Annotated in this window: 12 protein-coding genes; 6 read left to right on the forward strand and 6 right to left on the reverse strand. The window is 54.5% G+C overall.

Annotated features, from left to right (window positions below; translation table 11 throughout):
- Positions 1–13: 13 nt before the first annotated feature.
- Together SH467x_RS20520 and SH467x_RS20525 are read right to left on the reverse strand one after the other, a co-directional pair.
- Positions 14–2,275, reverse strand: coding sequence for a heavy metal translocating P-type ATPase (locus SH467x_RS20520; protein ID WP_482368956.1), 2,262 nt, complete (start codon positions 2,273–2,275; stop codon positions 14–16).
- Between the two features lie 42 nt (positions 2,276–2,317).
- Positions 2,318–2,539 carry a heavy-metal-associated domain-containing protein gene (locus tag SH467x_RS20525; protein ID WP_482368957.1) on the reverse strand — a complete coding sequence of 74 codons (222 nt, stop codon included), beginning with the start codon at positions 2,537–2,539 and terminating at the stop codon, positions 2,318–2,320.
- A 192-nt stretch (positions 2,540–2,731) separates the two neighbouring features.
- Here SH467x_RS20525 and SH467x_RS20530 point away from each other — a divergent pair, with 192 nt between their 5' ends.
- From SH467x_RS20530 to SH467x_RS20555, 6 genes are all read left to right on the forward strand, one after another.
- The gene (locus SH467x_RS20530) at positions 2,732–3,238 is read left to right on the forward strand and encodes a hypothetical protein (protein WP_482368958.1); all 507 of its coding nucleotides are present in this window, start codon (positions 2,732–2,734) and stop codon (positions 3,236–3,238) included.
- Between the two features lie 189 nt (positions 3,239–3,427).
- Positions 3,428–4,036: an RNA polymerase sigma factor gene (locus SH467x_RS20535; RefSeq protein ID WP_482368959.1), complete on the forward strand. Its 609-nt coding sequence runs from the start codon at positions 3,428–3,430 to the stop codon at positions 4,034–4,036.
- Complete coding sequence (locus SH467x_RS20540; RefSeq protein ID WP_482368960.1) at positions 4,033–4,926, forward strand: anti-sigma factor family protein; 894 nt, start codon at positions 4,033–4,035, stop codon at positions 4,924–4,926. Before SH467x_RS20535 ends, SH467x_RS20540 begins: the two co-directional genes overlap by 4 nt.
- 66 nt (positions 4,927–4,992) lie before the next feature.
- Entirely contained in the window at positions 4,993–5,889 is an 897-nt protein-coding gene (locus SH467x_RS20545) for a hypothetical protein (protein ID WP_482368961.1), read from the forward strand.
- A 26-nt stretch (positions 5,890–5,915) separates the two neighbouring features.
- Positions 5,916–8,174, forward strand: a complete 2,259-nt coding sequence (locus SH467x_RS20550; protein ID WP_482368962.1) for an efflux RND transporter periplasmic adaptor subunit — start codon at positions 5,916–5,918, stop codon at positions 8,172–8,174.
- Positions 8,175–8,180: 6 nt separating this feature from the next.
- A complete protein-coding gene (locus tag SH467x_RS20555; protein WP_482368963.1) occupies positions 8,181–11,585 on the forward strand; it encodes an efflux RND transporter permease subunit in 3,405 nt (1,134 codons plus the stop codon).
- A 347-nt stretch (positions 11,586–11,932) separates the two neighbouring features.
- Here the strand turns inward: SH467x_RS20555 and SH467x_RS20560 are convergent, their stop codons facing one another.
- The 4 genes from SH467x_RS20560 to SH467x_RS20575 form a co-directional block, all read right to left on the reverse strand.
- On the reverse strand, positions 11,933–13,504 hold the full coding sequence (locus SH467x_RS20560) for a ThuA domain-containing protein (RefSeq protein ID WP_482368964.1): 1,572 nt from the start codon (positions 13,502–13,504) through the stop codon (positions 11,933–11,935).
- Positions 13,505–13,588: 84 nt separating this feature from the next.
- Complete coding sequence (gene acs / locus SH467x_RS20565; RefSeq protein ID WP_482368965.1) at positions 13,589–15,550, reverse strand: acetate--CoA ligase; 1,962 nt, start codon at positions 15,548–15,550, stop codon at positions 13,589–13,591.
- A 155-nt stretch (positions 15,551–15,705) separates the two neighbouring features.
- Complete coding sequence (locus SH467x_RS20570; RefSeq protein WP_482368966.1) at positions 15,706–17,325, reverse strand: sulfatase family protein; 1,620 nt, start codon at positions 17,323–17,325, stop codon at positions 15,706–15,708.
- 131 nt (positions 17,326–17,456) lie between these two features.
- The gene (locus SH467x_RS20575; protein ID WP_482368967.1) at positions 17,457–19,784 is read right to left on the reverse strand and encodes a KUP/HAK/KT family potassium transporter; all 2,328 of its coding nucleotides are present in this window, start codon (positions 19,782–19,784) and stop codon (positions 17,457–17,459) included.
- Between the last annotated feature and the right edge of the window lie 344 nt (positions 19,785–20,128).

The following is a 20,128-nucleotide window of genomic DNA, read 5'->3' on the forward strand; positions in this document are numbered from 1 at the left end:
TCGCTTGCTGGATCTAATCCAAGTGGATGGATCTTAAACGCAGCGCGTTCGTCACGACAAAGAAGCTCGATAGGCTCATCGCCACTCCGGCAACAATGGGAGAAAGGCTTAAACCAGTCCATGGCTGCAACAACCCAGTCGCAATCGGGATGAGAAGTACGTTGTACCCAAAGGCCCATGCGAGATTCTGACGAATATTCGCCATGACCGCACGTGATAATTGGATCGCCCGGGGAACGAGCCAGGTATCACCCGACATGGCGATGACATCGGCGCTTTCGATCGCAAGATCTGTGCCGGTCCCCATCGCAATCCCTACATCGGCAACGGTCAAAGCGGGTGCGTCGTTCAAACCATCTCCAACGAATGCGATGCGACCTCCCTCTCGTTTGATCGACTGCACGACCTCCGCCTTGTCATTGGGACGGACCTCTGCGTAGACCATGTTCGGTTCAATGCCGCATCGATCCGCAATCGTCGACGCGGTTCGAATGTTATCACCGGAGATCAAGGCTATGCGATAGCCCTTTTGCCTCAGGTTCGCAATCGCTGCCGGAGTCGTCGGCTTGATCGGGTCGGAAATGACGATCAATGCTGCAAGCGTCTGGTTGATGGCAGCGAAAAAGTATCCTTCACCTTGTTCCATCGCTTCTGCGACCGCATATTCGAGCGGCGCGATGTCGATCGCGTGCTCCCGCATCCATCGCTCCGAACCGATTCGAACTCGATCACCGTTGGACAACTTCGCGTCGATTCCAGCTCCCGCGATCGCTTGAAAGTCGACCAATTCGTTTTGGGACCGAAGCCCCCTCACCTCGGCAGCTTCCACGATTGCATGAGCCAGGGGGTGTTCGGAGCGTTGCTCGACCCTTGCAAGTTCGGCGAGGAGGCTCGACTCATCAAACGGAGGCAACACGTGCAATCGCGAAAGCTGGGGCTTTCCTATCGTGAGAGTTCCTGTCTTGTCGAAGGCGACCATTTCGACATGGCTGAGTGATTCGATGGCGTCGGTCGAGCGAAAGAGAATACCGTGCTGCGCCCCCTTTCCGGTTCCTACCATGACACTGGTTGGGACAGCCAACCCCATCGCGCAGGGGCATGCGATGATGAGAACCGCTACCGCATGAATGAGAGCTTGATCAATCGAGCCCCCTGGCATGAGAAATAGCCAAGCGAGCGCGGTAAGGGTCGCGATCAGCAACACGACAGGGACGAAATAAGCGACGACTCGATCCGCGATCCCCTGAATCCGCGGCTTGGATGCTTGCGCGGATTCGACGAAGGCGACAATTTTTGCAAGGGTCGTTTCGGCTCCCACTGCCGTCGCGCGAAAACGAATACTTCCGCTCCCATTGATCGTACCCGCGACCACCGCGTCTCCAGCCACCTTGGCCACAGGGACACTCTCGCCGGTAACCATGCTCTCATCGATATAGGTACTGCCACTTTCGACCACCCCATCCACCGCGATGGCCGTCCCTGGTTGCACTTCGATCAAATCATGGAGTTGAACCTCCTCGGCAGGGATCGAAACGGACTCACCATGCCGAATAACCGTAGCCGTCTTGGGTACCAGTTTGAGCAATACCTTCATCGCATCGGAAGCTTGATGTCGAGACTTTGTTTCCAAATACTTGCCGAGCAACACAAGCGTGATGACGACCGCAGAGGCTTCAAAGTAAACATGGCGAGACGCGACAGGAAACCAAGTTGGAAAAATCGTGACCAACGCACTGAATAGGAACGCGGCCATAGTTCCGAGCAGGATGAGGGCATTCATGTCCGGTGAAGTCGAAAAGAGGCTCTTCGCCCCCAATCGCATGAAGCGACGTCCAAACCAAAATTGCACAGGAAGAGTGAGGAGGAGCATAACCCAGTTCCATTGCTCCATTGTCAGCCACTGCATCATCCAAGCCATCACCTGTTCGGACAGCATCGGGGCCATCGCCAAAATGACGGTTGGGATTGCAAAGAGAGAGGCCCCCACCGTCATCCGCCACAACGCGTCGGTTTCGGAAGGCTCGGCAGTGGTGGTACGTTTGGCTTGCAAATCGACAGGTTCGTAACCCAACTTGGAAATTGCCGCACGAATCGTTGCAATGTCGCTGGCCATCGGGGGATGCTCCAAACGAACCAGCGCTCGTTCCGTCGCCAGGTTCACGGTGGCCTGTTGAACCGACGGCAGCTTCTTCAATCCGTTTTCGACCCGACGCACACAGGCTGCGCAGGTCATGCCTTGGACACCGATCTCCAGGACGGGCTCTGTGCTCTTCATTACCACGGATCTCCTTCCGAAAAATGCGAAAAGGACGAAGCCTTAGGAGTCGGCCAACGCCGCCGAGTATCCCGAGTCTTCCACGGACGCGACGATCGCAGCGTCGGTAAAGTGCCCCGTCACTGTGGCTCTGCCCGCTTCCAGTTCGACTCGCACTTCCCTGACCCCCTGTGTAGACTGGATGGCAGACTCGACGGCTTTTTTGCAGTGGCCGCAAGTCATCCCGGAAATATGAAAGACTTTTGTTTGCTCGTTTTCGTTCATAGGATTACTCCGTATTCAAGGTGGGTGAATGGAACCATTCGATGCGTAACGCAAAAACGTATGCTTCGACGGATTGGATGCCACTCCCAAACGGTTTCTTCGAATTAGTTTCGAATAGAAATGAAGGATCGCCCACTGTCGACCATCTAACAATCGATTTCCCAACGCGAGATAAATAAAAAGGCGATACCCATGTCCTCGTTCCCCATTTCCGTTCTGTTGCTGATCGCAATTGCCTTCAGCCAGATATTCGGTGGGGTTTCGTGCTGCTGTTTGTCTCGCTCCATCCTAGAAGGCTGGACCATTGCGGGAGTATCGATCGAATCCGGCACAACCGGGACAGGGGAAGCGAAGCAAACGAGGGCTCAGACGCCCGCAAAGGCTGCGGCTCCCAAATGCCCCCGTTGCGCAGCGGCGGACACACCACCTCGCGCGACGAACAAGCAACGTCCATCCGCACCCGTCGATGGTTGCCTGGCAGGCGACTCGAACCAATGCGATTGTGTCTCACAAGTCCTCGAAGCAGACCGAACCACTGAGTCAGGCTCGACCACCCAAACTTCCCACTCTTGGACAACACTTCACGACCTTTTCCCGAAACGTCGAGAGACCTTGAGTCCTCTTGACCGATTCGAGGGGCCACTATTTGGCTCTCGCGGGATTTCTTGGCAGGCAATCGCCTGCAAATGGACGACTTGATCTACCCGCTCCAAAGGGTAATGCACCAACCCGCAGATCGTCGCCCCATCCGCTGAGACGATCAGCCATTTGCGATGGTTTCTGCTCTTAGGTGTACCGTTCGAGCGTATTCGGGCGCGATAGATCCCCCCTGTCGTAAAGCGACACATGATCGAGCGCTCCGAACTTTTCGGTGAAATGGAGTGAAGAATGAGATCCTCAAAATCATCCAAAGATCAGATCTCGCAACCTTCCGAACGGTCGGCAGGGATGCCCGAGAACGAATTGGCAACCTGGATTCGTTTCGCCTTGCAGGGAAATCGCCAATACCAAAAACAAATTTATGATTTGCTCGCTATTCGAATCTACCGAGTTGTCCGAAGCATCGTTGGTGCGGACCACGCAGACGATGTCACACAAGATTTTTTCATTCATTTATTCTCTAGACTCAGCCAATTTCGATTTGAATCTTCTCTGGAGACATGGGCCCATCGCATGGCGGTGAATCAGAGTTTGCAGTACCTCCGGAAACAGAAGCGAGATGAAGCACGAATTGAAAAATGGGCACAAATGGGAGAAATGGTCAGCGACGCGAATCCGCATCGCGTGACAGAAGATGCGGAGATGTTCGAACGCGCGATGAAGATGCTCTCCGGCGAACAACGGGCTCTCCTGCACATGAAGGAAGTGGATGGCCTCGCCTATTCGTCGATCGCCCATACTCTCAACATTCCCGAAGGAACGGTCGGTTCGCGATTGAACAAAGCCAGAAGCGATTTAAAGAACTCCTTGATGCAAATGGGTTGGGAGCCATCATGATGAATTGCAAATGGGTGGAAGACCATCTCTCGGACTATATCGATGCAGAATTGGATTCGTCATCGAGTGAACAAGTCGATGCCCACGTCGCCTGCTGTGAACATTGCCGGAAATCTCTATCCGGCTACCGTTCGATGGGAGCGTGGATGAAAGCCTCGGAGCCGATCGCGGACACTGAGGCCATCTGGCATCGCATCACGTGCCAATTCGAATCTCCGTCCACGACCATCGTGAGAGGCCTCCCCTCCCTAGAAGCAGCGAGGGGAACGCCCGCCATAGGAGCGCCGCAGGGATCGTTTTCGAAACGGCCCAATGTGCCTTGGCCCCCCTTGCTCATGGTCCTCGCAGCCACGTTCGCCTTTTTATTCTTCGCGATCCGACCATTATCCGAGAGAGTGTGGGACCGACACGGCGCGGCCCATGTCCGACACGAACTCGCAGTCGACTTCACCGATATTCTCCAACTAGCCGGTGCGGAGCCCAAGCAAGCGATGGATGTATTGATCGATCGCTACGACGGAAAAGAAATGGGCCAGGAGGAGACGGAACAAGCGCTCGGCTTCGAACCTACCTTGTTCCAAACCATTCCGGATGGATACAAGCTTGTATCCACCCATGTCTTGAACATGCCGTGTTGCATATGCTCGGCGACGCTATGCCAGCGTGAAGACGGCATGACATTGATTGTTTTGGAACATCGAGAGGACCAGGCAGTTTGGTTTGGCGATGCCCCATCGATCCAAACGCAATGCGGTGGAAGAAGTTGCAAGATCGTCGAATCCACCGGCCACTTAGCTATTAGTTGGCAGAATGAGAGCCACCACTTTACGTTGCTCGGAGCAACCGACCTCACCGAAGTCAGCCGCTGGATCGAGTCCATTTCGTTGTAAAGAACTCTGATCCAACACATCGTCACTTTCCATTTATGAAATCAACCATTTCCCAAAGGCAAAACCATGAAATTTGCAAAACTGCTTTGCTGGACTCTGTTCCCGACTGCGTCTCTCGCGATGCTTTTCTTGACAGGTTGCGAACCTATAACGTCGTCTAAGAAAGCCGACTCCTCCAACCCCACCAACGAAAGCTTATCAGGTGGCAATGGGACATCTTCCCACTCCGAAAACGGCGAGGGGGGCGATGCCGATCACGGGCATAAACCAGGCGCCCACGGTGGGATCATGGTCTCCCTCGGACGCGATAGCTACCATGTCGAAGCGGTCATCGACTCGTCAGGATCGATTCGCCTTTACACGCTTGGACAAGACGAAAGTCGGATCATCGAGGTAGAGAGTCAAACACTGCAGGGGTTCGTGAAAGCAGACGGGGATACCAATTCGACGTCGATCACATTCGACCCCACCCCACAGGAAGGAGATTCTCTAGAAAAGACCTCTCTATTCGTTGGGCAGCTACCATCCAACATGATGGGAAAAAAGCTCGACGTGACGATTCCCAATATCCGGATAGAGGGAGAGCGATTCCGCTTAGGTTTTGTGACCGGGGCGAATGATCACGGCCCCGGTTCAGAGATGCCTGAGAAATTGGCGGATGGCGAGGAAAAGGATTTATACCTTACCCCTGGTGGTCGCTACACATCGGCCGACATCGAAGCAAATGGCAACGTGACCGCTTCTCAGAAGTTCAAAGGTCTCAAATCAGCACACGACATGAACCCCAAACCAGGGGATCGCATCTGCCCGATTACCGAAACGAAAGCGAACCCCAAGTTCTCGTGGATCATCGATGGAAAGTCCTACCAATTCTGCTGCCCTCCCTGCGTCGACGAGTTCTTGAAATCAGCCAAATCGTCGGATGAACCTTTGCCGAATCCCGAGACCTTTGTCAAACAGTGAGCCAGAGTTCGAGAAGGATAATTGCGATGAAATCTGGAGCTTTTCCTAGTATCGGGCCGTACAAAACGTGGAGGAGAGCAGGGTGGCAACTGATCGTCACCCTCCCCTTCCTCGCGTTCACCCCGACTTTGCTTGGGCACGAAGGGCACCAACCCCTCCCGTCAAAAGGTGTGCAAGTCGACACGCAATCAGGGCGAATTACCCTCTCCGCGCAAGCGCGCGAGACTCTGGGGGTACGTGCCGAAGAAGTAACCTTGGGAACCGTTGCCTCCACCCTGCAAGTTTACGCCGATACCGTCGCTCCATGGCCAGCGAAAGCAGTCGGTTCCGCACAGCTCTCAGGTCGCATTTCCAAGCTTCTCGTTCGCCCTGGTGATTTCGTATCAGCCAATCAAGTCATCGCGGAATTGAGCAGCCGCGAGTTGGAGACGATCAAGCTGGATTTTCTCCAAGCCCAAAAGGAAACGGCTCTCAATCGCCGTCTTTTAGACATCACGCGTCCTACGGCAGCTGCGGGTGCCGTCCCCATGCAGCGACTCCTGGATTTGGAAACTTCACTCCAACAAAGCTTGAACCGACTGGAAATCGCACGCATTCGAGCTACCACGCTTGGCATGAATTGGAACGTCTCCAATCCCGACGAAACGCTCGAGGTCACGCACCAGATCCGCTCCCCCATCGCGGGGCAGATCATCCACTCCGATCTCTCAGAAGGAAAGTATGTCGAAGCCTTCGAACATCTCTTTGAGATGGTGAATACCGACACCAGTTGGGTACGCATGCAGTTGCTCGAGAAAGATGCGTTTCACGTCGCGGTCGGTCAGCGTGTGAAACTCCAAATCCTGAACTCCACGATCACCTCCGAAGGCAAAATCGAACGAATCGATGCGAGCATGGATCCACAAACACAAGTCATTTGGGCTTGGATGACCGTCGCGCAACCAGACATCGTGCCAGGGCTCGTGGGGAGGGCCACCATCCACACCTCCACACAAGACGCGACTCTGACCGTCCCTCAACGCGCTGTTTACAGCGATGGTCTGCAAACCTACGTCTTCGTAGAAGAAGCCTCGACACGGAATGCAGCCGAATACAGAAAGCGAGTGGTCAAACTCGGAAAACGAAAGCTCGCGACGAACGATGCGTTGCACCCGAGGGTTGAAATTCAGCAAGGGGACATCTATCCCGGGGACCGCGTGGTCGTCGTTGGCGGTCATGAGCTCTCAAGTTTGTTTTTCCTGGGTGTTCTCAAACTTTCTGAGGACGAGCAGAAACGGTTGGGAATAGCAACGATCCCTGTCACTCCCAGGCCTATTGCACGCACGGTTCAACTTCCTGCCACCGTGACCTTGCCCCCCGAGGGGAGAAGTATCGTTTCGTCGCAACTCGACGGAACCATCCGATCCCATACCCTCCGCCCTGGCCGGGAGGTCCAAGCTGGGGAGGTGCTCCTAGAGATCGCTTCTCCGGAGTTCCATAAGCTTCAGCTGGATTTGCTTACGGCGTCACTCGAGTCATCGCTCGCCCGCCATCGCGCAGAGCGGCTCGAGGAAGTAAAGGGAGACGCCGTGTCGCTCCGCGTTGCGATCGAATCGCGATCCCAAGCGGAGCAGTGGTCGATTCGCGCAGAAAGCTTGCAGCGTCAGCTCGCCACCATCGGGCTCTCCAAGGCTGAGATCGACGCGATTATCCACGAACGGAAGGTTTGGGATTACCTCCCCCTCCGTTCTTCTATCGATGGCAAGATCTCGTCGACGGTCATTACCTTGGGGGAGACCGTTGTGGCCAACCAGCAACTCGTTGAAGTCCAAAACCTCGACTCGGTTTGGATCGAAGCCCACGTCGCGACCTCCGATACGGGGTCCATATCACCAGGGAGCCACGGAATTGCAACCATCCTCTCCAACCCCGAATTCTCGGTTCCGGTTATCGTCAGTCGAACGGGTCCACTCGTCGACGCATCGACTCGAACGCAACGGATTTGGCTCGCACCGAGTCCGGATGCACCAAACATTCCGTTGCGACCCGGGATGCTTCTTTCGGTTGCGATCTCGATGGGAAAAGGCGAGACCAACCTAGCGGTCCCAAACTCCGCCTTGGTCCGCGACGGACTTCATACGTTCGTTTTCGTGAAGAAAGAGAACGGGTACATCGAGCGACGGCGAGTGGAAACTGGTCGCTCGGATGGTTTGTTCACCCAAATGGTCAGCGGTGTTCGCGAAGGGGAGGCGGTCGTCACGTCAGGTGGCCGTGATTTACAAACCGCGTATGCGTCCTTGAGGTAGTTCAACGTGTTAGACGGAATCATTCGCTTCTCGCTCCACAACCGCGCCATCGTCGCGATCGCTTCTCTCGTGTTGGCCATTCTCGGCGGCTCGCTCCTGCGCGTCATGCCGGTCGATGTCTTCCCCGACTTGAACCGCCCGACAGTGACCATCATGACCGAAGCTCCCGGGCTTGCTCCGGAAGAGGTCGAGGTCTTAGTGACGCGTCCGATTGAGTTACTCCTTAACGGCGCGACCGGCGTGAAACGCGTGCGTTCGTCTTCGGCCATCGGTTTGTCGATCATCTGGGTAGAATTCGACTGGGGCACGGACATCTTCATCGATCGCCAGATCGTGAACGAAAAATTGCAATTGGCTCAGTCCCGCCTTCCTCCCGGCACCAACCCAACCCTGGCACCGATCTCATCCATCATGGGAGAGATCATGCTCATCGCACTTCGAAGTGACTCCATTGCATCGACCAAGCTCGACTCCGACTTGAAGTCGATGGAACTGCGAACCTTGGGCGAATTCACAGTTCGAAATCGCCTCCTGGCTGTCGAAGGCGTGTCGCAAGTCTCCGTGATGGGCGGAACCCTCAAACAATACCAAGTCCTCACGACTCCATCCAAACTCGCAGCTCGCAATGTAACCCTGGAGCAGCTGACCGATGCGACAGCCAAAGCGAACGTGTTGGCAGGAGGGGGTGTCATGAATCGTGGAGACAAAGAATCTCTCCTTCGGATCCAAGGACAATCCCTCACGCTGGAGGAAATTGCAGCGACGCCGATTGTGTGGCGCGATCAAGTACCGATTCGGATCGGCGACGTCGCGGACGTTCGATTGGGGGGCCCCGTCAAAAGGGGTGACGCATCAGCCATTGTCAAAATCGAACCGGATGTCCAGTTCGCCGTCAATCATCCCGATCAATATGAAACGAGCAAATCGGCCGTTCCCTCTCTCGAGACGAGCGACGTAGCCTCGAAACCGAGCTCTCTGACCTACCGCGAACTTCGCGGAGGTCCGGCTGTGATGCTGACCGTTCAAAAGCAACCCGATGCTGACACGATTCAATTGGATCAACGGATCGACGCCGTGCTCGCGTCATTGCGAAAAGAATTGCCTGCGGATGTGAAGATTGAATCGGAGATCTTCCGTCAAAGTCACTTCATCGAGGCTGCAGTGGCCAATGTCAGCGAAGCGGTTCGCGACGGTGCAATCTGGGTGGTCGTCATTCTCTTTCTCTTGATGGGAAATTTTCGAACAAGCATCAGTTCCTTGACGTCCATGCCCCTCTCCATCCTGCTGACCATCATTGTTTTCTATCTCTTCGACATCACGATCAACACGATGACCCTTGGGGGAATTGCCGTTGCCATTGGCGATCTCGTGGATGACTCGATCGTAGACGTCGAGAACATCTACCGAAGACTTCGCGAAAACAAGCAATTGCCCCTAGCATCTCAAAAAGACTCCCTCGCCGTGATCTTTTCGGCCTCGAGCGAGATCAGGAATTCGATCGTTTACGCTACTTTGATCGTTGTTTTGGTCGTTACCCCACTCTTCATGATGTCGGGGATCGAGGGGCGATTGTTCGCGCCACTTGGTATCGCATACATCGTGGCCTTGATGTCCTCCTTGGCCGTATCCTTGACCTTTACGCCTGTCTTGGCAAGCTTCCTATTGCCGAAGGCTCCGTTCCTTGCGAACAAGCGGGAACCCCTGTTGTTGCGTTGGCTCAAAGTCGCCGATGAACGACTCCTGCATTGGACCTTGGATCGACCGCGATTCGTGATCTCCATCGTAGCTGTGATGGTGCTGCTCAGCTGCTTGACTTTGCCATTCATGGGAGGTGAGTTCTTGCCTCCTTTCAATGAAGGAACCGCTACGGTCAATCTGAGGCTTGAACCGGGAACTTCGCTTGAAGAGAGCCAGCGCGTCGCAGGCCGGGTCGAATCGATCCTCTTGGAGGTACCGGAAGTTCTCTCGGTCGCTAGGCGCACTGGGCGAGCCGAACTCGATGAGCATGCCGAGGGAGTCAATAACACCGAGTTCGAGGTTCGCTTTGCCGAGCACAAACGGGAGAAAGAGGGTTGGGGGAATGCGATCCTTCGCGCCATCCCGGTCGTCCACCTATGGAGTTACGAATATCGAGGAAGACCGCCGGAAGAGGTGGTTGCCGACCTTCGCGATCGTATCTCGAGCATCCCGGGAGCTGCGGTGAATATCGGACAACCGATCTCGCACCGTTTGGACCATATGATGTCTGGCATTCGAGCCCAAATAGCGGTCAAGATATTTGGTAATGATCTGCGAGAATTGCGAACGGCCGCGTATGACATTCAATCTCTTATGCAGGGAATCGAAGGGGTCGTGGATCTGCAGATCGAACCGCAGATCGAGATATCGCAAGTGCAGATGCGAGTGAAGCGGGAAGAAGCCTCCCGATATGGACTTGCCCCAGGGGATGTCGCGCAGGTCCTGGAGACAGCCTTCAAAGGGAATGTCGTCTCGCAAATCATCGAGGAGGACAAGTTCTTTGGCCTCGTCGTCTGGTACGACGAGGAGTCTCGTCGCGACCCGGGCGTCATCGAAGAGACATTGCTCGAGACACCTTCCGGGGCCAAAGTGGCACTGTCGCAAGTAGCCGAAGTCCTCGACACAACAGGTCCAAACGTCCTCAATCGAGAAAACGTTCAGCGTCGCGTCGCTGTCTTTTGCAATGTGCAGGGAAGGGACCTGGCGAGCGTCGTCCGGGATATTCGGGTTTCTCTGCAACCTATCGAAGAATCGTTGCGCGAATTGCCTGGCGAATATTACCTCGATTTTAGCGGTCAATTCGAAGCGCAAAGAGAGGCAACGATTCGTTTATGGGGTTTGGCAATACTCAGTATGATTGGCGTCTATCTCCTGCTGTTCAAGGCATTGGGCTCCCATCGGTCCGCGATGCAAGTCATCGCGAACATCCCCTTGGCCGCGTTTGGCGCGATCGTCGCATTGCTCCTGGTGAACCGTCCTGACGCCGCAGCATTCGTCGAACAACCTTGGACCCAATGGCCTGGGATCTGGATCCAGTCGACGCACTTGTCGCTCGCCCATTGGGTCGGCTTTATCACGCTCATCGGTATCGTCAGTCGAAATGGGATCATGATGATCTCGCACTACCAACACTTGATGGACGTCGAAGGAATGCCGTTCGGACGAGAGATGATTATCCGTGGCAGTTTGGAGCGGCTCGCCCCAGTGATGATGACCGCCATGACCAGCTTCATCGGGCTGGTCCCGCTCCTCTTCGGCGCAGGGGAGCCAGGCAAGGAAATACTCTATCCCCTCGCAGTCGTTCTCTTTGGAGGAATGATCGCCTCGACGGCGCTCGATCAGATCGTCACTCCCGCGCTCTTCTACTTGTTCGGTTCCCGTTCTCTCCGCTGAGAAACCCGATTTCTGGTAGGACCTATTGCAAGTCTGACCAACTGTAAGCGAACGATCTCATCGGGCTTTGTAACCTCGCAGATGCACAATGCATTGTGTAATTCTGTTTTCCCTCCGTACTCGTGCTCAGCAACGCGGTACTCGTACTCGCTCTCCGCACCACGCTCGATGAGTAACTCTGCAATCAACATTCTGCGATCGAAACTTAGCTCGGTCGCAAACGTTCTATCGAGTACGAGTACCGTTTCACTGAGTAGGAGTAGGAGTAGGGGGGGAAGGAGCAATGCGAAGAATTCTATCGAAGGAAAAATGCAATCCGCTCGGAAATTGACTTCTCAGCGTTGAGATCAATTCTTGTTCAAAGACCAATCGATTGCATTCTTGAGCAACTCCGCAAAAGCAGATTGCTCAAAGTCCGAAACGTGACCGAGCGAAGTGTAGAAGCTTCGACCACCGTTCGAACGTTGAAATGTCCAAGCCACCGGTTCTTGCTTTCCATCAGGGATCCGACCCATCAAAAGAGGCTGCGTCCCACTCTTCAGTGGGGAAACTTGATAAAGCGACCCTTTGGATACATAGCCCCCGTTCGGCTTGCTTTCCCAATTCTTCAAGATGGAGTGCGAGGCGTCCATTGCGACGTCAACGGTCGTTTCAAGGTCGTTCGCATAATGATTGGTGTAACTGCCACCCCAAACTTCAGCGTCGAACTCTGGCCAGCTGGCAACTCCAGGAGGGGTCGCCCCCTTTCGAAGAGAAAAGGCGTGGCTGGCCGTTCGAATCCCAATCATCGGCTTTCCGGTTTTCTCAAACTCGCGAACGATTTCCAGCGATTCTGCGACCAGCGGACGCCGCCGCACGCTGACGAGCAATACATCGGCATCTCGGATCGCCTCGATCCCAGGTACCACGGCAGGTTCGGTCTCGCTGCCAAAGATCCAGCGCAATCGATACTCTTTGCCCAGTTGCTGGATACTCCAAGGAGGAAGGGTCTTCTCCGTGGAATACTCATCTTCGGCCATCAAGATCGCGACCGTGGGGCGCGTATCCGCTTCGAATCGAAACGGCTTGCCTCCCAGGATTTGGTCGCTCGTAAAAGTCGAACAAACATAACGCTCGATGTGATCGATGATCAAGTCGGTGCCGGTGAAGTGACTGACGTAGGGTTCGCAACTCGGATCGTACATGGTGTCGGTGAGGTCGGCGATCAATGCCGTTCGCTTCCCAGCTTGGACCATCCTTCGCAAACCGAATGGGCGGCCTAAGACGCACATGTTGGTGTGAACACCCGCGAGAATCACATTCTCGATCCCCTTGGCCTCGAGAATGCTCCAGATTTCCTCCCCTTTGTCACTGACGAAATCGGACTCCGATTGAATCGTCAAACCCTCGTGCTGCTTAAGCCAAGGAGTCTTCGGATTGCGCCCCATCCGAACCAGCTCTTGCACCCAAGCGGCATGTTCCTCCGGTGTATCATCCTCACCACCATTCGATTGATCGATGGGGTACTTTCCTTTTTCCTCTTCAGGGATGCGATAGCACCACTCCCGGATCCCTTCCGGCAATGGATCTGCCTTGGCGATCTTTTGGGCTCGTTGACGCGAGGGATGCCCTTCATACGACTTCATGCAATCGCTGGGGGCATGGATGACGGTCACGCCTCGATCTCGCATCGACTTGACGGTTTCCTCCAAGCGTGGGACGAGTTCGTTTACCCTCATCACTGCCCGATAGCAATGATGGGAGTCCCAAACATCGCAAAGAATGAGCGCTGTTTTTTTCGGTTCCCAATTTTCTTGTACTGCTACGCGGTGGTACCGCCCCGTCCCCTCAGCCGTTTCGACTTGCCGTGTCAATTGGAGGGAGAGAGGGGAAGCAGATTGAAAACCGATCAAAAAGAAAGCTACAACGGAGGGAAGCATGCTTATCACGCCTTGGAAGGAAGCTGACGGGTAGGATGCCGTCAGTATAAGCCATCTCGTCCAAGGAGTGGTGCAGGTCTGGTATTACGATTCCTCGTTGCCACGCAATTTCGCGAGCACGCTAAAGTCTTCCAACGTGGATGTATCTCCAGTCCCTTCCTTTCCGGAAGCGATGTCTCTTAGCAATCGCCGCATAATTTTGCCGCTTCGCGTTTTGGGAAGCGTGGAGGTGAAGCGGACGTCATCGGGAACGGCCAAGGCCCCGATCTCTTTGCGAACGTGTTTCTTCAATTCTTCTCGGAGCGAATCGCTGACGACTCCATCTTTCAAACTGACGAAGACCGCGATGGCTTGCCCTTTGATCTCGTCCGGTCGACCGACCGCCGCCGCTTCTGCAACAGCGGGGTGGCTCACCAAGGCGCTCTCCACCTCGATCGTACTCAATCGATGCCCTGACACGTTGATCACGTCATCGATGCGGCCCATGATCCAATAGTAGCCATCCTCATCGTGCCGCGCGTTGTCACCGGTCAAGTAGTGATGGGGGACTCGGGTCCAGTACTGCTCGACAAAGCGCTGGTCGTCACCCCAAATCCCTCGCAGCATGCCAGGCCAAGGCTTAGCGATACAGAGCATGCCTCCATGGTGCACATCAACCGGTTGCAAGGAATCGCTCAATGTAGCGGGAACGATCCCAGGCAAAGGGAGCGTGCACGAACCCGGTTTGCAAGGAATCGCGCCCGGGAGCGGGGACATCATGATTCCACCCGTCTCGGTTTGCCACCAAGTATCAACGATGGGGCAACGGCCACCCCCGATCTTGTTGTAGTACCACATCCAAGCTTCCGGGTTGATCCCTTCGCCGACGCTGCCCAACAATCGAAGCGAGGAAAGATCATGCTTCTCGACATGATGATCCCCCCATTTGATGAAAGCGCGAATCGCAGTGGGGGCGGTGTAAAGGATGGTCACTTTATACCGTTCGATAATGTCCCAGAATCGATCTTCTTCAGGCCAATTCGGTGCACCCTCGTACAAAACCTGTGTTGCCCCCGCCGCCATCGGCCCGTAAACGATGTAGGAGTGCCCCGTTATCCAACCGCAATCGGCCGTGCACCAGTAGATATCTTCTGGCTTGTGATCAAACACCCATTGAAAGGTTCGCTTCGCGTAAAGATTGTAACCTGCGGTGGAATGGAGAATTCCCTTTGGCTTTCCTGTCGATCCGCTGGTGTAGAGGATGAAGAGTGGATCCTCACTTTCCATTGGCTCGGCGGGTGAATCGGTGGATACATCTGCGATCAAATCGTTCCACCAAACGTCGCGGCCAGGTTGCATCGACGCCCCATGCCCTGTTCGCTGCAGTACAACGCAATGCTGCACCGAAGGACTCTTGGCCAGCGCCGCATCGGCGGTCTCTTTCAAATTGAGCACTTTTCCGCGACGGTATCCGCCATCGGACGTGATGAGAAGCTTGACCTGGGCGTCGTTGTTCCGATCGGCAATCGCCTCGGCACTGAAGCCACCGAAAATAACGGAGTGAATCGCCCCGATGCGAGCGCATGCGAGCATGGCGATCGGTAACTCTGGGACCATGGGCATGTAAATGCTGACCCGGTCCCCTTTTTGGATCCCAAGCTTCTTCAGTCCGTTTGCGAATCGGCAGACTTCGCGATGCACATCCCGATAGGTGAGCGTTCGCTTCTCACCCGGCTCTCCCTCCCAATGGAATGCAACCCGATCTCCTAGCCCCGCGTCCAAATGGACATCCAAGCAATTTGCAGAGACGTTGGTTTGCCCGCCGACAAACCATTTCGCGTGGGGAGACTGCCAATCGAGAACTTGGTTGAACGGTTGGAACCAATGCAGATGCTCAACGGCTTGCTTTCCCCAGAAACCCTCGATATCGGCTACCGATTCCTCGTACAGCTTCTTGTACTCTTCCATGGAGCCGATGTGAGCTTTCCTCGCAAACTCCGCGCTTGGTGGAAACACACGTGTTTCGTGCATGACATTATCGATTTGCCCGGCGGAGCTGTCTTCCATTGCGTTACTCTAGGCTTAGTGGAGGGAAAGGGGGCGTTAAGCTTCGAAGATTCTGTTCGAGGCGCTGCATACTGTCAAATCCCATCCCAAGAATGACGGGATGGGATATTCGATGCGGATGATACCTTCGACACAAATTGCTTGGTCGGCGAAGGTTATTTGGTCAGGGCAGCAGACATCGTAAGGGAAAAGGCTTCCTCCACGGTCTTGCGTCCCAACGGCTTGACCCCATCAAACGGCCCGTCGACGCCCCCCTTAGGCCAATCCGCTTGGTTGGCATACTGACCTTCGTCTCGATACTCCGTTTGGAGACGCTGAATCTCTGTCTGCAACGCTGCGAAGACTTTCTTGTTCTCAGGCGAGAGCTTTTCTTCCCCTTCGAACATCAAATTGTTCTGCTCCTCGGCATCGACCCGCAAATCAAACATTTCGTAGAGTTTTTTATTCCAGTAGTAGATCAGTTTGTGCGTTTCGGTTCTCACCCCGTAATGCGCTTGCGTGTTGTGGTGCCCTGGGGAGTGGTAGTATCGATAGTAGACCGTCTTTCGCCAATTGGCAGGCGTATCCCCCTGCAGCAGGGGTTTGAATGAAACGCCTTGCATGAACTCAGGAATCTCGCAACCAGCTAGATCAAGCAAGGTCGGTGCGATGTCGATATTCGCGACCATAGCCGTTGGCTCGATCCCAGACCGAATACCTGGACCTGCAGCTAGCAAAGGTGTACGAAGACCTGGTTCATACATGAAACGTTTGTCATACATCCCGAGCTCGCCCAAATACCAACCATTGTCCGATGTATAGATGACAATGGTGTTCTTCTCCAAATCGTTCTTCTTCAAGTACTCCATGACTTGGCCAATCGAGTCGTCTACCCCCTGCACGCATGCCAGGTAATCCTGCATGTATCGCTGGTACTTCCATCGAACCAAATCCGCCCCCTCCAGCATCTGACCATTCACCTCCAAACGCATCGGCTTTTCATTCAGCCATGCATTGCGCTGCTGCGGAGTCAACCCTTCAGGCGGGGTGAGTTTCAAGTCCCGGCGGGTCAGATCTTTTGCAACCGTTTGCTCGTTTTCCGGTAACGCTGCAGGTCGTGTTTTGTAATCATCAAAAAGAGTATTCGGTTCGACGAACTCCTTGCCAGCAAACAAAGCCTTGTTCTTCTCATCGGGATCCCAAGCTCGGTGGGGCGCTTTGTGATGAAGCATCAAAAAGAAGGGCTTGTCCTTGGGACGATTCTCCAAAAACTCCATGCCGAGCTTCGTCGTGACTTCGGTGCAGTGACCTGCAATCGTTACGCGACCTTGCGGCGTGACAAAGGCGGGATCCACATACGATCCCTGCCCAGGCAACACGATCCATCGGTCGAATCCTGTTGGGTCGGATCCCAAATGCCATTTGCCGATCATCCCGGTGTGGTAGCCGTTCTTTTGGAGATGCTTGGCAACGTGATCGCGAGAACCGTCGAATCGATTGAAGACGGGTACCCCATTGAGGTGCGAATACTGACCCGTGAGGAGGGTCGCGCGGCTGGGGGTGCAAATCGAATTGGTCACAAACGACTGTAGGAATTTGGCTCCCTTGGTCGCCAATTGATCCAAGTGGGGCGTTTGGTTGACTTTCGAGCCATACGCACTGATGGCCGCCCTCGCATGATCATCGGAGAAGATGAAGAGAATATTCGGTTTCTCCGCCATCGACAACGCAGGTAGCAACGCCACAACGCAGTTGGCCAACAACGTCCACACAAACATTCGCCGATAACCGAACATGGAAAACCTCGTGAGCAATCTGGAGTTCTGCTCGGGCAAAGCAGGGTGGGTAACAAGCAGGGTGGGTAATAGGGAGGACCCCTACTGCAATTCGAATGACATCCGGATGGATGGATGTATTGTGACTGCAGCTATTTCGACGAGCAAGTAGCCTGGGCCTCTTCGCTTACTTCCAATTCGGGCAATCGGATTCGTACCCCGCCTTTTTCGAAAACGATGGGAATGAGTTCTTTGGAAATCCCTGCGTCGTACGTGAGCCCGTAATACTTGTGCGCAGGGGCAGAAAGCCGAAGAACGAGCCGGAGCATATGAACCCGCAACGCTTGCAGCCAAGGCAAATCGGGTTGACTGATGATCTCCTCTTCTCCGACCTCGATAATCCACCGCTCTGCTGAGATATCGATCAGCCCGCGCCGACGGAGATCCTGCAGTGCACCACGGATATCGGTTTGCTCCATGTAACCGTAAGTGACGTTTACGGCATAGATGTCGTTTCCAAGCTTGATGACTTCATAGCGCCGGGCATCATCGTACGTCGCGGTGGAGATTTGATGGATATGGAACAAGGTGACGTTGGAGGGCAAGACCCCAAACTTCTTCAAGAAGACTCGCAAGGTGACCGGTGTGTAATCGTCCAGCGTTCGAATCGGTTGCGAACACAGGAACACGACGGCGCGATCGCTCTCGACCAACCGTCGCCGGCCTTGAATGAGCATCCGAGCAAGGGGTAGATTCTCGTTGATGGCGATTTGGATTTCGTCCACTTTTTCGCGAAGCATCACCAACCAATCGATCTTCTTCCCTTCGCGAAAACCGAAATCATAGAAGGCCCGAGCCATCTGCTTGCGTCCCCACTGCCAAGTCAACATGATGACAACGAGGACGGCCGCGATGGTGATCGGGAAGTATCCGCCGCTCGCAATCTTCGTCAAATTGCTACAGAAGAACAAAAGATCGATCGCGAGAATCGGACCGCATACCAAGTAAACCAACCACAGCTTCCAATTCCATCGGTAATAAGCAACGTAACCAAAGGTGACCGTCGTGATTCCCATCGTCGCTGTCACGGCGATCCCATAGGCGGATGCTAAGTTGCCCGCCGTGCGAAACATCAACGTCGCGATCACGCAGCCGGTGAACAAAGCCCAATTGACGGATGGTATGTAAACCTGCCCCTCCGCTTCATGGCTCGTATAACGGACCAATTGGCGAGGTGCAAACCCCAGTGCAATGGCTTGTTTCACGATGGAAAACATGCCTGTGATAAGCGCCTGCGAAGCGATGAATGCAGCACACGCAGCGACAACCAAGTCGAAGAGGATGAAGAACTGGTTTGTTCCCTCCATCCCCGCAAAACGAGGGGTGAGGGCGAAGTAGGTATTGCAACGAGATGGCACACCTTGCTCCAGCAAATATCCGACTTGACCAGCATAATTCACCAACAAACAAGGGAGCACGATCGAATACCACGCGAGCATCACAGGACGCCGCCCTGAATTCTCAGGAGCAACGCTCATCCCTTCACAACACACTTGATCGGTCTTTCGCATGAAGTGACCGATGTCCGCATACTTCGCCTCCCCACCCGTGATCGCCAAGACGACGACGCCGAAAATGGCAAACATACCGAGAGTAGGGAAGCTCGTTACAAAGTCGAACGCGTACATCGGATTGACCGCTTGAAACACCTCGGGATTGCGAAAAATCCACGGTAGTCCCTTGAGTGCAATCCACGGAAACCAAACGCAGAGCATGAACCAACCGAAGAATCCCCCTACTTTGCTCGTGCCTCGCCACTGCGGTTTGAAAAGGATGAACAAGCTGATGAGGGTCGCTACGACCGCCCACTGCTCACCTAGGGGCTCGTACGCTCCAAGCAAACTGATGGCGGGAGTGATCACTCCGTCCGCGGCGAGCATTCCCGCCGCCGTCACGACGAGAAACCCAATCGCACCCAGACCAAAGATTCTGCCGGTATACCCTTTTAACAGTCCCCACAACGCGAAGTCACCACCTTCGCCTCGATTGTCGGCTCGCATGATGAGCAAATCGTATTTGACGGTGAGAAAGATCAACGCCCAGAAGACAAGACTCAAACTCCCTAACGCTTCGCCAGGAGTGATCAAACCCGTCCCTCCCGAGGCGATCATGACGGCGACCTCCTCGCTCGGGAGATGATGGTTCTTGAGCTTGATCGTCTCGCGCGTCAACTCCATCACGCAGTAAAGAACGCTCGTACCAATGTCGCCATAGACCGTACCGGCCGCTTCGCGAATCTTGGTACGCAAGGAAGAGGAATGCCCAGGGGCTGAATGCGTCGACGATGCCGTGGCATGTGGAGCAGAAGATGTCGAAGAAGCGGAAGGTTCAAGGGGAACAGTCGATTGCGAACTGTCTTCTTCTGGGATGTCCACGTCGATAAGTCCAAAAAGGAACGGCGAACCGAAACGTTGAGTCAAAACGGTTCCAACTCTCCGAACAAGCCGCCTTGCAGAGAGCCATCGCCGATCCGCTCCTATCTCTCATCGAAAAGGATCGACGAACCAGTACGCCGGGAATGCCGGGAACGAAAGGTTCAACTCCCGGGATCGGTCTATCATCCCCAGCCAATGGAGTCTTGCAACCCCCCTAAATCTTTCCCAAACCGACCCATACGAAACCGAACAAAGGATGCGGAAAGATTTCACGAAATTCTCCCGCTGACTTCTTGCCAAATTCGTAAATCAGGTAATGCTTATACATATCGCGATCCGACAACATGTCGTAGCGATGAATTCGAAATGGTGTCCCAGATGCCAGCCGA

This window comes from Brakhagea slesvicensis (genome assembly GCF_052161625.1).
Lineage (GTDB): Bacteria > Planctomycetota > Planctomycetia > Pirellulales > Pirellulaceae > JBKCUI01.